The 14,062-nt window shown below is 64.2% G+C and carries 12 protein-coding genes; 7 read left to right on the top strand and 5 right to left on the bottom strand.

What is annotated here, in order from left to right:
* Positions 1 to 620: tripartite tricarboxylate transporter substrate-binding protein (locus tag ACCD11_RS27645; RefSeq protein WP_413316257.1), on the top strand; the 620-nt coding region annotated here is incomplete at its 5' end.
* Between the two features lie 13 nt (positions 621 to 633).
* Positions 634 to 1,863 (top strand): 4-oxalomesaconate tautomerase, encoded by a 1,230-nt coding sequence (locus ACCD11_RS27650; RefSeq protein WP_413316259.1) that lies wholly within the window; start codon positions 634 to 636, stop codon positions 1,861 to 1,863.
* A gap of 67 nt (positions 1,864 to 1,930) precedes the next feature.
* On the opposite strand, the gene istB is transcribed toward ACCD11_RS27650, so the two are convergent.
* The gene (istB, locus tag ACCD11_RS27655; RefSeq protein ID WP_369659754.1) at positions 1,931 to 2,734 is read right to left on the bottom strand and encodes an IS21-like element helper ATPase IstB; all 804 of its coding nucleotides are present in this window, start codon (positions 2,732 to 2,734) and stop codon (positions 1,931 to 1,933) included.
* Positions 2,724 to 4,289: an IS21 family transposase gene (istA, locus tag ACCD11_RS27660; protein WP_413316261.1), complete on the bottom strand. Its 1,566-nt coding sequence runs from the start codon at positions 4,287 to 4,289 to the stop codon at positions 2,724 to 2,726. Before istA ends, istB begins: the two co-directional genes overlap by 11 nt.
* Between istA and ACCD11_RS27665 the strand changes: the two genes are divergently transcribed.
* The 5 genes from ACCD11_RS27665 (at position 4,236) to ACCD11_RS27685 (ending at position 9,316) form a co-directional block, all read left to right on the top strand.
* Entirely contained in the window at positions 4,236 to 5,204 is a 969-nt protein-coding gene (locus ACCD11_RS27665; RefSeq protein ID WP_413316263.1) for a Bug family tripartite tricarboxylate transporter substrate binding protein, read from the top strand. The genes istA and ACCD11_RS27665 overlap by 54 nt on opposite strands.
* Positions 5,205 to 6,126: 922 nt before the next feature.
* On the top strand, positions 6,127 to 6,912 hold the full coding sequence (locus ACCD11_RS27670) for a hypothetical protein (RefSeq protein WP_413316265.1): 786 nt from the start codon (positions 6,127 to 6,129) through the stop codon (positions 6,910 to 6,912).
* Between the two features lie 134 nt (positions 6,913 to 7,046).
* Positions 7,047 to 8,285, top strand: coding sequence for a hypothetical protein (locus ACCD11_RS27675; RefSeq protein ID WP_413316267.1), 1,239 nt, complete (start codon positions 7,047 to 7,049; stop codon positions 8,283 to 8,285).
* A gap of 53 nt (positions 8,286 to 8,338) precedes the next feature.
* On the top strand, positions 8,339 to 8,779 hold the full coding sequence (locus ACCD11_RS27680; RefSeq protein WP_413316269.1) for a hypothetical protein: 441 nt from the start codon (positions 8,339 to 8,341) through the stop codon (positions 8,777 to 8,779).
* 198 nt (positions 8,780 to 8,977) lie between these two features.
* Entirely contained in the window at positions 8,978 to 9,316 is a 339-nt protein-coding gene (locus ACCD11_RS27685; protein WP_413316271.1) for a helix-turn-helix transcriptional regulator, read from the top strand.
* 263 nt (positions 9,317 to 9,579) lie between these two features.
* Here the strand turns inward: ACCD11_RS27685 and ACCD11_RS27690 are convergent, their stop codons facing one another.
* From ACCD11_RS27690 to ACCD11_RS27700, 3 genes are all read right to left on the bottom strand, one after another.
* Positions 9,580 to 11,007 carry a UvrD-helicase domain-containing protein gene (locus ACCD11_RS27690; protein ID WP_413316273.1) on the bottom strand — a complete coding sequence of 476 codons (1,428 nt, stop codon included), beginning with the start codon at positions 11,005 to 11,007 and terminating at the stop codon, positions 9,580 to 9,582.
* Positions 10,997 to 12,727, bottom strand: coding sequence for an ATP-dependent nuclease (locus ACCD11_RS27695; RefSeq protein WP_413316275.1), 1,731 nt, complete (start codon positions 12,725 to 12,727; stop codon positions 10,997 to 10,999). Before ACCD11_RS27695 ends, ACCD11_RS27690 begins: the two co-directional genes overlap by 11 nt.
* A 499-nt stretch (positions 12,728 to 13,226) precedes the next feature.
* Positions 13,227 to 14,062: LysR substrate-binding domain-containing protein (locus ACCD11_RS27700; protein ID WP_413316277.1), on the bottom strand; the 836-nt coding region annotated here is incomplete at its 5' end.

The raw sequence follows: 14,062 nt of genomic DNA on the forward strand, positions 1-14,062 counted from the left end.
TCGGCATGCTGGGCTCATCGGCCACGGTGATGGTGGTCAACCCCTCGGTCAAGGCGGCCAGCGCGAAGGAACTCGTGGCCCTGCTCAAGACCGCGCCGGACAAGACGAGCTACGCCTCGGCCGGCAACGGCACCGCGCCGCACTTCGCGGCCGAGATGTTCAAGCTCTCGACCGGCACCAGCATGCTGCACGTGCCCTACAAGGGCTCGGCACCGGCCATCACCGACACCCTCGCCGGACAGACCCAGGTGATGTTCCCGAGCCTCTTCACGGCGGTGCCCTACGTCAAGGCCGGCAAGCTCAAGGCCCTGGGCGTGGCCGGCACGAAGCGCTCAGCGCTCATGCCCGACGTTCCCACGCTGCAGGAGCAGGGCATCGCGGATGTCGACGTCTCGCAGTGGTACGGCATCTTCGCGCCGGCGAAAACGCCCGCACCCATCGTCGCGCAGCTCAACAAGGTGCTCAACGAAGTGCTCGCGGACAAGAGCGTGATCAAGCGGCTGGAGGATCACGGCGCCGAGGTCTCGACCATGACCCCCGAGCAGATGCGCGCCTACGTGGCGCAGGAGCAGGTCAAGTGGAAGAAGGTGGTCCAGGCCGCCAGGATCAGCGCGGATTGAGCGCGGACTGAACATGAACAGATCGATTCCCTGCGTGCTGATGCGCGCCGGCACCTCGCGCGGGCCGTTCTTCCTGCGCGAATGGCTGCCGGACGGCGACGAGGCGCGCGACCAGGCGCTCATCGGCGCGATAGGCGCCTCCGACCCGCTCCAGCTCGACGGCGTGGGCGGCGGAAGCACCCTGAACAGCAAGGTGGCCATCGTCTCGCGTTCGTCGCGGCCTGAGTGCGACGTCGACTACCTGTTCGCGCAGGTGGGCGTCGGGCATCGCTCAGTGGACACGCGGCCGAACTGCGGCAACATGCTATCGGGCGTCGCGCCTTTCGCGATCGAGCAGGGCCTGGTGCCGGCCAGGAACGGCACCACCCTCGTTCGCGTGCACAACGTCAACACCGGCTCGCGCATCGACGTGACGGTGCACACCCCTGGCGGTCGCGTGACGTACGAAGGCGATGCGCGCATCGACGGGGTGGCGGGCACGGCGGCGCCGATCCTGCTGAACTTTCTGGACGCCTGGGGCGCGGTCACGGGCCAGGTCTTCCCGACCGGCAGGCGCATCGACACGATCGACGGCGTGGAGGTGACCTGCATCGACGCCGCCATGCCGTTGATGATCGTGCGCGCCAGCGACCTGGGCCTCACCGGGCGCGAGAAGCCCGCCGCGCTCGACGCCAACATCGGACTGCTCGAGCGCCTCGAGACGCTGCGACTGGAGGCGGGCCGCAGGATGGGCCTGGGCGACGTGTCTGACAGCGTCGTGCCAAAGCCGGTGCTCGTGAGCGCGGGCGATACGGACGACAGCATCACCTCGCGCTACTTCACGCCGCGCAAGTGCCACGCCTCGCATGCGGTGACGGGCGCAATCGGCGTGGCGAGCGCCTTCGCGCTGCCGGGAACGGTCGCCAGCGGCGTCGCGCGCGCCGCCGGAACCCACAGGCTGGTCGTGCTGCATCCGGCGGGGCAGATCGACATCGAGGTCGAGCTCAAGGGCACCGGCGACACCGCCGCGGTGGATCGCGCCGCGCTCCTGCGCACGGCGCGCAAGATCATGCAGGGCGAGATGTACCTGCCCGACTACGTGTTCTCGCGGCCGCAGGCGCAGGCCGCGAGCACTTCCCGGTTCCCGCGCAAGGCGCTGACGATCATCGTGCCCACGCGCGCAGGCGGCGGCAACGACACGATGGCCCGCATCATCGCGGCGAAGCTCGGGCCGCTGCTCGGCCAGGAGATCCTGGTCTGTTGATTTCCATGGAATCCTGACCCGGCATTTCCATCGAATATTGACCCACCCTCTTTGTGAGCCTGGTGGCTCACGATGTGGATAAGTTCTTGGTTTTCTCCTTCTTGGGTTGGACTTGCTGAACGGATTGCGCCGTGCTGTGCTTGAACCGGAAGCTGTCGTTTCCAGTTTCCAGGATATGGCAGCGATGCGTAAGCCGATCCAGCAATGCAGTGGTCATCTTCGCATCGCCGAACACACTGGCCCACTCGCTGAAGCTCAGGTTCGTGGTGATCACCACGCTCGTGCGCTCGTAGAGTTTGGACAGTAAATGGAACAGCAGCGCACCACCTGAAGCACTGAACGGCAGGTAGCCCAATTCATCGAGCACCACCATGTCCATATGCATCAGCCTGTGCGCGATGCGCCCGGAATTGTCACTGGCCTTCTCCCGCTCCAGCGCGTTGACCAGATCGACCGTAGAGAAGAAGCGTATGCGGCAACGGTGATGCTCGATGGCTTGCACGCCCAAGGCCGTAGCAAGGTGGGACTTGCCTGTGCCCGGTCCTCCCACGAGGACCACGTTCTGTGCATCGTCCATGAATTCACACCGATGCAACTGGCGCACCAGGGCTTCATTGACCTCGCTGTGGGCGAAGTCGAAGCCTGCGAGGTCGCGGTAGACGGGTAAGCGCGCGAGCTTCAATTGATAGGCCACCGTACGCACCTCCCGCTCAGCCATCTCCGCCTTGAGCAATTGCGAGAGCATCGGTTGGGCCGCCTCGAAGGCGGGCGATCCCTGTTCGGCCAGCTCCGCCACGGCCTGCGCCATGCCGTGCATCTTGAGCTCGCGCAGCATGATCACGATGGCCCCGCTCGCTGGATCATGTCGCATGGCGCACCTCCCGGGTGATCATCGTGTTGGCAGCGCTTGCGCGGCCTCTGAGGGTGTCGTAGCGCCGCACGTCGGCCTTCGGCTCGGTCACAAGGCGCAGCGCCTGTGGCGCCGTGACCGGCGCAGGCGCCACGGGCTTGGCGTCCAGCAACCGGTGCAGCACGTTCAGCACATGGGTCTTGCTGGCCACGCCAGCTTCCAGGGACAGCTCGACTGCGGTCAGCACCGCCTGCTCGTCATGGTGCAACACCAGCGCCAGGATCTCCACCATCTCGCGGTCCCCGCCTGGCTGCTTCAGCAGCACCGCCTGCAGGCGACGGAAGCCCTGCGGAAGGTCGCTGAAGGGCGCGCCGTTCCTCAGCGCCCCCGGCTTGCGCTGCACTACCGCCAGGTAGTGGCGCCAGTCGTAGACGGTATGACCACCGTGGCGATGCCCCGGCTCGAACACCCGCTCGTGCTCACAGATCACCTGCCCCTCGGCCGCGACGACCAGCCGGGCAGCGTACACCCGCAGGCTTACAGGGCGGTTCGCATACGAGGCCGGTACGCTGTAGCGGTTGCGCTCGAAGTGCACCAGGCAGGTCGGAGAGACGCGTTTGGTGTGTTCCACGAAGCCGTCGAAGGGCCGTGGCACAGGCATGAGCAAGGGCCGCTCCTGCGCCCATACATCCGCCACCGTGCCGGGCAGCTTGCCGTGGACGATCTCCCCCCACAGCGCCTTGCAGCGACTCTCCAGCCAGTCGTTGAGCAGCGCCAGCGTGGCGAACGCCGGCACGGGCTGCCACAGTCGGTGGCGGGCGTCGCGCACGTTCTTCTCCACCTGGCCCTTCTCCCAGCCCGAGGCCGGGTTACAGAACTCGGCCTCGAACAGGTAGTGGCTGACCATGGCGCTGAAGCGCGCGTTGACATCGCGCTCCTTGCCGCGGCGCACCTTGTCCACGGCCGTCTTCATGTTGTCGTAGATGCCCCGTCGCGGCACGCCGCCGAGCACCTCGAAGGCCCGGTTGTGTGCATCGAACAGCATCTCGTGGGTCTGCAGCAGGTAGGCGCGCACGATGAACGCGCGGCTGTGGCTGAGCTTGAAGTGCGCCACCTGCAGCTTGGTGCGCTCGCCGGCGATGACCGCCCAGTCCTCGCTCCAGTCGAACTGGAATGCCTCGCCGGGGCTGAAGGCCAGGGGCACGAAGGTGCCGCGCCCGGTGGTCTGCTGGACCGCGTGACGTTGCGCGTGCCACGCGCGTGCGAATGCGGCCACGCGGTTGTACGACCCCTCGTAGCCCAGCGCCGCCAGATCGGCGTGCATCTGCTTGAGCGTGCGGCGCTGCTTGCGAGGCTTGGAGACTTCGCTCTTGAGCCAGCCGCTGAGCTTCTCGGCGAAGGCGTCGAGCTTGCTCGGGCTGATGCGCTTCGCGTAGCTGGGCGCCGCCTCGCCCTCGCGAAGGTACTTGCGGATGGTGTTGCGAGACAAGCCCGTGCGCCGGGCTATCTCTCGGATGGGCAGTTGCTCACGCAATGCCCAACGTCTGATGACACTCAGTGTCGCCACGTCAATCACTCCTGTGCTCCTGCCGCTAAAAGCAGCAGGTTAGGGTTACTACGTGGGTCAGTTTTAGATGGAAATCACACCGTCAACTGGGTCACTTCTGGATGGAAATCAACAATCCTGGTCGACAACCGCGCCGGAGCCAACGGTGCCATCGCGAGCGAGTACGTGGCCAGGGCAACGCCGGACGGCCACACGCTGATGTTCGGCTATGTCGGCACCCACGCGATGAACCCCGCGCTGCAGAAGCTGGCCTACGATCCGGCCGCCGATTTCGAGCCGGTAGGGCTCGTGGGCTCTTCCTCGACCCTGATGGTCGCCCATCCGGACGCGGGCATACCGCAAGTGCAGCAACTGATCGAGCGGCTGAAGACGACACCCCGCAGCCTGAGCTACGCCTCCGCCGGCGACGGCACGCCGCCGCATTTCGCGGCCGAGCTCTTTCAGCTCAGCAGCGGCACTTCGATGGCCAGCACGACCTGCGAGGGTGCCGCGCCTGCGATCGCGGAGACGGTGCAGGGCCGCTCGCAGATCATGTTCCCGAGCCTGTTCACGGCCTATCCGTTCATCCGCGCAGCCCAGTTGTGGGCCCTGGCCGTGGCGGGCTCGAAACGCCTCGCCGCCCTGCCGGACGTGCCGACACTTTCGGAGCTGGGTGTCACTGGGGTGGATGTCGTCCAATGGTATGGACTGTTTGCGCCGGCGGGCACGCCCGCCGCGGTCGTCTCGCACCTCAATCAGGCGCTGAACGAGGTGCTGGCCGATCCGGACGTCGTCCGGCGCTTCGAGAGCCAAGGCGCGCTGGTCGAGCCCGGCAGCCCCGACGCACTCGCGCTGCGGATGAAGTCGGACCTGGCGCGCTGGCGCGAAGTCGTGCGTCAGGCCGGCATTGCGCCGAAGGAACAGCGCCAGTTCGCGCTGGATTGATCCGCCGCGCCGTAGCTACGGCCCTGCGGAGGCCACCAGCGCAAACATGGTGCGCACGGGCTTCATGAAATAAGGCCGCACGCGATCGCTCCAGCTCGTCATCGTTGTTCCAGAAGCGCTGGGCGCGTATGCAGCCCCGCGCCGCAGCCAGCGCGGGCAGGTGCCCCCGGTCGTACCAGCGCAACAGTTCGAGACCCCAGCCGGGCTCGGGCTTCATCTCGACAACGTAGTGGAAGCGCGGTCGCGTCCGCTGGCTCCAATCCAGGCCTTGCCGGTCTCCTTGGCAAGCTCGATCGGGCATCCGACAAGGGATTTTCCGAGCGCAGCACCGGCGAGTGGTTCGCGAAACGGGATGCAAGTTGCATGGTCTTTCTCCTGACGAAGTTGGCTGTTGAAAACAGCCTCACCGGATTCCTAGATTCGGAGCCCTCTTCGGGTCTTCCGGTGGGGTCGGCACGAAGAACCCGGTAGGCCTCGTTGCCACCGTCTTTCCTGAGTTCATCGCCCGCGGCCACAGGAGCGCGTGCCGGGTCGCCGTCAAGGAAGAAGCGCCAAGGGTGGTGCGGCCCGCAGCCGAAGGCGAGGACACGGCCTGGCGCGCCTTGACGGCGACCCGGCGCGCGCTACGGTCGCGGACAAGGTGATGAGGGAAGGAAAGATGGCTGGACAGGCAATGGCCGCCTTCGTCGCCGACACCACGCAAGCGAAGCGCGCAGGCCCGGATCAGCGAACCGGGCCGAAGGCGTCAGCCGAGCGGCGCGAGGGAACGATGGAAGCCCAGAGGGGCGAGACGCCAGGGGTGGCTCGATGCGCAAGCACGACAGCGCGGCCGGCCATCACCGCCACGGCCGGAGACGCCCTGCGTCAGCCAGAATGACATTCGCCGGATATTTCGACGAACTGATTCGCCCACTCAAAATCGATGCTCAAGCCCGACTCTCTCGATCCACTGTTCTCGTTGCTGCAGGAAATGACGCTGGTTCAGCGCGAAGACAGCGCGTTTCAGCCCTCTGCGCAAATGCGTCGCCTGGAAAAGGCGATCCTCTGCGGCTACTTGGCCACCATGGCACTACTGCTGAGTGCCGCATGGGGGCGGCACGCATGGCCCTCGCAAAAGCTCGCTGCCAGCGTCTCCCCGCTCTATACCGTCATGCTCCTGTTTGGACTGGCTTATCTGCTGACCGCCACCTTCAATGTGGGGCATCTGCTCTGGCGTCATCGCAGGCAACGGTTTCCCGGGCTGCTCGCGCGCATCAAGCTCGACATTCAGGCCGATGCAGACTTCCTGACCCAGTTCGGCAGCTACGACAAGGCGACGCTGGAATATGCGCTGCTGCAGTACCGCCACCGATGGGACATCTTCGATGGGCGGGTCGGCCTGCTCACAGGCGACTTGCGAAAGCTCGGCCTGTTCCCCGCATTGACGGCGTCAGCCATGGCGGCGTCGACATTGCTCAAGTACGACAGCAACATGTACCTGTGGATGCCATTGATATTGGCGGCCTGTTTCTACCTCGTGGCCTTCCACGCCCATGGCCGGCGTGAGCGACCCCAGCAGGTGGTAGACCTGCTCGACTATGCCGTTCGCCACGCGAAGGTCGAAGCCGAAACTGGCCGTGCGTCCCGCCGGAGAGTGGGGACTTCGCGAATAAGGGCAGCCCGAGTTCCGCAAACAACAGGATCTTCGGCCCCGGCCATGGTCGGGTGATCAAGCGCCGGCAGCTCCGCCAGCGCCAGTGTGCTCTTGAGCGTCTGCGTCAACAGCCCACCCGCCGGCGACGGCTCGGCGACGCTCATCGGTTTGGCCGGGAGCCTTCGTTTTGTCTGACGATGGAGATGTGCGTGAAACGATCCGAACTGTATGCCTTGGTCTGGCAGACACCGCTTCGCCATCTGGGGCCGAATCTCGGCCTGTCCGATGTCGGACTCTCCAAGCTCTGCCGCCGATACAACATCCCTGTTCCACCAGTTGGCTATTGGACCCGTCTCGCGGCCGGCAAGATCTGTGTGCAGGCCCCGCTGCCGCCTTCCGACGTCGATCACGAAATCCACCTGCCGGAGAAAGACACCACGGCGGCCCGCTCCTCCGACGCCATGAGGATTCAGCAGGTCCAGCAAGCGTTTTCCCGGGCCAGGGACGCCATTGTGCTGCAGCCCATCGAGGTACCGCCCTCACTCGACCATTGCCACCCGCTGGTGGCGAAGACCGCTCGCTTCTTCCAGTCCATCGAGCGCGATGAGGCGAAGTTGGCGGTGCAGGCGGAAGAAGCCAGGCGACTGCGCAAGCCCTTCTTCGGCGGCATGTCGAGCCACAAGATGTCTTCGGGCCGGTACGTCGCCGGCAGCGGTTGCCTGCGCATCACCGCGACCCTGGCCCACATCGACTGGATTCTGCGTTTCCACGAAGCGCTCATCCGGGGACTGATCGCCGGAGGCTGCCAGGTCATCGCTGGCCGGGGAGACGCATCGAACACGGTTGAGATCCGGCGCGCGGGCGGCGCCATCAGGCTGAACTTCTCCGAACAGGTGGAGAAGATTGCGCAACCCAAGCGCCAGGATTTCCTCTTTCATCGAGATGAGTACAAGCCCCTCGACAGCTACAAGCTGAAGCTGGAGAGAGACTGGCACGTCATCGCCCGCCAGTGGACAGGCAGCCGCGAACAGCTGGAGCAGCAACTCCCGGAGATCACGCGCGCCCTGATCGCATTCCCGGAAGCCGAAGCACTCAGGTCCAAGCTGCTGGCCGAAGAAGCCGCCATCCGACGACAGCAGGAGCGGGAAGCAGCCCGGGCACACGACATCGCGATGGCCGCAGAGCAGGCGCATGCGCAGCGCCGGGAAGCGCGGGCGAATCAGCTGCCTCGCGCCGTCGCGGTCGGCCAGTCCCTGGCGACCTATCACAGTGCTCTGGACGTGCTGTCACGCCTGGAGGGGATCGCCCGTGATCAACCCGAGGATGACGCATTGCGCATATGGATCGCACTCGTGCGAAGCAGCCTCAAGGACCCGCTGCATGAACTGGCCGACGCATTGCGTGCCGAAGCGGCGCAGCCGGAACGGCCGCTTTGGTGGCCGGCGTGAGGCGCCGCCCCAGACCACATCACCAACCTTCGCAGAAACGATCGGAACCCGACATGGCCGAAAACCGCCGAATCCTTGCACACGTTCTCATCGAAATGAAGCCGCTCGCGGATCAGGGTGCTGACGCAACCAAGGCCGCACTGCGATCGGCAATTCAGGTGGGCTTGAATGCCCGGGTTTTGGAGCTGACCGTCTACCCGATCGCTGGGGAAGATGGAGCGCGTCATGTGAAGGCACAGATTCCGCACTCGGAACCCTCGGACCATGATCAGGTCGTCGAAGAGTATGTGCACAGCGGCATGCGGGTACAGATTTTCCGCGATGCAGGAACCAAATCGCCGCCCACCTACTTCGCCGTGGTCGTGAACCCGAACGTGAAGAACCCCAGCGGAGCGGTTCTCCACGCAAAGTCCTATGCCGAACTGAAGCAAGTCGCCGAAGCACGAGCCGAGCGCAAGGCATTTCTGCTGCAAAGGAAGAAGGAAGGAAATTGAAGGTATCGGCCCAACACCCACATTGGTCAGAGGGCACGATATTTACCATGTGCTGAACGCCCTTTTCGATTCGCACTCCTCCGCTCCGGTACGCCTCGCATCGCTAAAGCGAGTCGGTCTCAACAGACAACCCTGGCAACCTACGGACGTCCCGCAACGGCATTAGACACGCTGCGGAAGAACCGAAAGGCAAAGCCCATGCGAGCCCAAACCAACCATGAATCGAGCGCGTTCGTCGCCGCCGACCCCATCACTCAACGAGCCCTGCAGGCGGCTCGTCTGCTGCAGGAGGCGCTCACGCTCCTCTGCTCCGACTCAACGATGCGGCCGCCCCAGACAATCAGGCGCTTCCCCGACAGGCTTCTGAGACTGCCTGAAGTCGAGCGCCTCACCGGCCTGCGCAGGTCAGCCATCTACGAACAAATGCGCAGGGGCACCTTCCCGCGATCGGTGAAAACCGGACAGCGCACCGCGGCATGGTCAGAGAGCGCGGTTCAATCATGGATCGTGGACTGCACGAACGGGCGAGCGACTTGATTCGACAAGCCGGACCGAGCCGCCCAGACGGCGCGCACCTCCCCTGGCAAGCCATCGAGACAGCGCATCCTTCACGAGAGGGTGGCCCCCCTTGTTGATTGCCACCGAAAATTGACCTCGGGTCAGAGATCGGTGGAATTCAACACATGACGACCACAGCGGTTCTACAGCCTACTCAAATCGTGAGCCGAAAGCAGGCGTTCAACTTTGCCCTGTAGCGCCCCGCTGTCCATGCGTCCACGCAACAAGTTGGTGTCACGATATCAACCGGCCGCGCGCGGCGTCAGTGTGCTGGTGGATGAGCACACAACAACCTGGCGCGCACCTCGAGTCAGCGCAACATAGAGGTGTTGGGCAGTCATGGCCTGCGGCTCGAGCACGACCGCCACATCCGCCTCGAGTCCTTTGAGCAAGAGTGTGCTACCGACGGCCCGTCGCGCAACCGGCCGGCTCATGTGACGCTGACGCTCGCGCGCTTGGAGTGCTGCAGCGTACAAGGAGCAAGTGCCAGGAGCGGCTACATGCATCGCAGCCTGACAGCAGCGCAGAACTTCGGGACGGTAAACATGCGTCCCGGGCTGTCGGGTGAACGCCTGCAACAGGCGAGAGGCCCCAGCAATGCTGGGATCTCGCGCGAATGCAACAGCTGCAGCTTCGATGGGCGTCGGGGGATTGCGAGGCCTTCCATGCAGGAGAACCTGCACACGTTGCAGTAGCGCAGCTGCACCGACGCCGGTCATTAGGCTCGCGGCGAACTCGACTACTTGTTCCAGCGGATTGGCGCCCGCGGGGTCAAATGTTCGTGCGAATTGGACGAACTCGACAAGGTCGACGCGCTCGACAACCGTCGCACCGGGTGTCTGGCTGGTCAACTGGTAGCGCCCGCGGACATTCATCGCGTCGCCGATGATGAGCACGCTGTCCTGCGCGTTATGCCCGCGCGTCCTCGCTGCGGCCCGGCGCTGCTCTTCGGCCGTCGCCGCGTCCAATTGCACCCATTGGACTGCAGCTGGCGCTCCCCGCAGTTCCACAGACTGGTCGGCTTGAAGCAACGTGCGCGTGTTCAGCAGCCATTGCCCCAGTTCCTCGGCCCCAGCCTGCCGCCACCGCCAAGGAGTCTGCAGCATGCCGACCGAAGGAAACTGCGTCTCGACATCGGCTTGCCAGTTGACCAAGCGATTGCCACCGAACCCAAAAATCGCCTGCATGGGGTCGCCGAGCACGCACGTTGGCAGGATTTCCGCAGCCCAGGCTACCAGTCGGTGTTGCGCTGCATTGCAGTCCTGGTATTCGTCGACCAGGAGCCTTGCATACGTGGCCCGCAGTGGCGCGTTGATGTGTCCGGCCTGCAGCAGGTTGGCCGCTGCTTCTCGAATTGCGGGATAGTCTTGGCCCGGATTGGCAAGTTCCAGCGCTTGAGCAGGAAGGCCACTGCGCAGCGGAAACTTCCCTGCAAGCCTCATCGCGAACCCGTCGATCGTCGAGATTCGGTAGGTCGAGCTGAGGATAGCCGCCCTTGCCATGCGAGCCCGCAATGCCGCGACACCGGCATTGGTGTGGGTCAAGACCAAGATGGGCTTGCTGCCCGTGTGAGCGGCCAGTGTATCGGCGATGAGCTGCGTCTTACCGCAACCCGCCGGCGCAGTGACCGACCCGCGAGCGACTGCAAGCAGGTCGAGTTCAGGCGGCATGGGTCCATGCCCACAGCCGATTCATCACATCGACGAATCCTGGTTCCGCGTTCCGCAGATGTGGTCCGACGATCCTGCGGCCGACATGCTGATAGGCAGATACGGACTTGAACCAGCCGTTCTTGCTGACCCGAGCTGCACGGCCCAAGAGCTCACGTGTCGCCGCCGGATAGATGCCCTGCGCTGCTCTTTCAGCCTCAATGGCTTCGAGAGTCCACTGGCCTTCGGACTTGGACCGAATGTGCTCGGCCACGTCGTCACGGCCGATACGTTCGATTGCGTAGTGCAGCAGAGCATCGATTACTGCGTCCGTCATGCACATGAACAGTTCGTCCTCCAACGCGCGGCCTGCTCGCCAAGTGAGCAGGCCAACGCCCTCGGCGGCAAGCGTCGCAAGAAGCGCGGGCCCGGGCGCCTTGTCCGCATCGATAAACGCAGTCACGTTGTAGCCCAACCGGCGCAAGACAAGCGCCTTCTGCAGGCACAGGTCCGGCGTGCTGCCGCCCGCGTTGACGTACGCACCGCCGAGGGAGAAGAAGGACGTGTGATTGTTGTCCTCCGCGCCAAACTGGTCGAGCCCTCGCGCGAGTCCGATCTCGCTGGCCCCTTCGCAGACCAGGATGGATTTCGCCAGAAAGGCTTCCGGATCCGTGCGCAGGATGCTTTGCACCTCATCGGTCACGCCTGCGGGGCGGACCACATGGCGATCGCCTTCGCACCTGACGATGAACAGCTGGTTTCCGGAGAGCTCGCGCACCGCAACGGGCGAGTGCGTTGTCATGAACACCTGAAGGGGCAGGTTCGCGTCCTTGGCTCCCAAGGAATCCAGCAGGCGCTTAAGCCGGTGGGGCTCCAGGCCAAATTCGACCTCGTCCACAAGCGCAATAGTGGCCGCCTGAGCGGCCTCGCGCTGCAGGCCGGCCACGAGCAGGCGCGCGGATCCCGTCCCCAGTGAGCGCAGCGGGATGCCGGTCTGGCTGTGCAGCGCGATCGCACCATCGCCGATAGAGACCGCATGCGCGTCCAGCATGGCCTGGGCTTGGCCCACCGGCACACCCAGCGCCGTGGCGGTACGCGTCACGACCTGAAGGGTTTCTGCCAATTGAACACTGGCCTGGTTGCCGAACCCTGTCCTCGCGTCCCGCGCTGCACGAGCTAACTCGGCACCCAGATCGGGACGCTCGTCAGTCAATCTGTTGAGCACGGAGCTCCGGCTCCAAGACAAATGACTGCTGCCGTAATTGCCGATGCGCGCGGGGGCCAGCGCGGCGCGATGCTTCCAGGCGAGGCCACGCTCCAGCCCCTGCTCTTGTGCTCTATCTGAGTACAGCATCCACGCCGGTTCCAGGTCTGCGCCAACCTCCAGGCGTAGCGTCAACGCCGTCTCGATGTCAGCTCTGGGTTCGGGCTCGATATGCCCTGTCGCTGCGTCGTGCCCCCGCAGAAACTCGCCGTAGGTCTCCAGACTCAACAGCTCGTCAGATAGGCCCCCCAGGGTCACAGCGATGAGGATGGGCTCCGTGACGACAAGCCCATAGAAGTCCGTGTCGGCGATTCCCACGTTGCGCCGCGCGCCTAGGCATAGGTCGATAGCGTCCAGAATGGTCGACTTGCCACCGTCACCGGGGCCGATAAGGCAGTTGATGCCTGCAGAGGGAGCCCAATCGAGTGTCTTGATCGAGCGAAAATTGCGGATTTCAAGCCGACGGATGCGCGCCATGCTTCTCCCAACATCGAACACAAATTCTTGCCAAGTATCCGTCCTTATGTGTCGGACGTAGGGCTTGCTATCAAGTTTCCCGGCTACAGCTTACCTGACACGTCGCGCCAACATCCCGGGAGGCCTCGGCCAAACTCAACCACGTGATGGCTGCATATGGCCGCGGTCGATGCTGCAAGTTCTGGTCAAACTAGAGATCACTGTCAGAAACGCGGGGACCCCAGCACTCACTCGCTATCCCAAACGACAGCGGCGGCCAGGTTGAACGACCGGATGGAGGACCCCTGGCAAGGAAGAAGCGGCGGTAGTCCGCGAGGTTTCGGATGTGAGCATTCCAATCTCCAGTAACTCTGAGTAGCCCCAGGAGACAGAAAACTCCGCCTCATGAGGCGGGTGGCTTTGGCTACTCAGGCCGCGCGGCATCAGCGGTGATCGCATGATGCCTCGGCCCCGTAAGAGAGGCGCGCCGCGTGCTCATGCGAACGGTGTCCTGTTTAGGTCAGCTGACTTTCGCAACGCACGACGGCTGATGACGCCCATTTCTTGGATACCCTAGACGTTCGCGAAGTCCTGAATAGAGATGTTCCACCATGGTTGACATTCGTGGCAAACCATGACGGTTGCGCGGATAGACCAAGGAGAGGGGCCGCGTTGGTGGCTCGTGGTCTTGAAGCACCGGAACGAGTTGGCCGCGCTCGAAAGCTTCTTGCACCTGATAGTGCAAGAAGCGCCCGAATCCCTGACCCGCAATACAGGAAGCCAAGTTGGCGCCCACGGTGTTGCATGTCATTCGCCCCCCGACCTTCACCCGCATGGGCCGCCCGTTCACCACGAAGTCCCAAACTGCTGCATCGCCGAAGCCGCCGAAAAAGATGCAACACCGGCCGGCCAAATCTCTTGGATTGTCTGGGGTGCCCTGAGCGGCGAGCAGCGAAGGGCTCGCAGCAACGACCTGCCGCACATCCGTGATATGGCGTGCAACGAGCGAAGAGTCGATCAGTGGCGCAATACGAACTGCCAAGTCGACGCCTTCTTCGATGAGATTGACGACACGGTCCAGCAGAAGCAACTGCATGTCCACGCGCGGATGAAGCTTCAAGTAGCTTGCAACGAGCGGGGCAACGTGCAGTTCGCCGAAACTGACGGAGGCCGTCAGGGTGAGACTCCCCGTCGGTTCGGCCTGGGCCCTGCTCATTGCTTGCTCTGATTCGGCAATGGCCATGCGAATGGCCATCGCGTGATCGCGATACGCCAAACCCTCTTCCGTAATGATTACCCGCCGTGTAGTGGGGTTGTACAACCCCCCGCCCGGGGGATTGTACAGCGCGGCCAGCG

Origin of the sequence: Variovorax sp. Varisp36 (assembly GCF_047304235.1) — a bacterium.
Taxonomy (GTDB): domain Bacteria; phylum Pseudomonadota; class Gammaproteobacteria; order Burkholderiales; family Burkholderiaceae_C; genus Variovorax.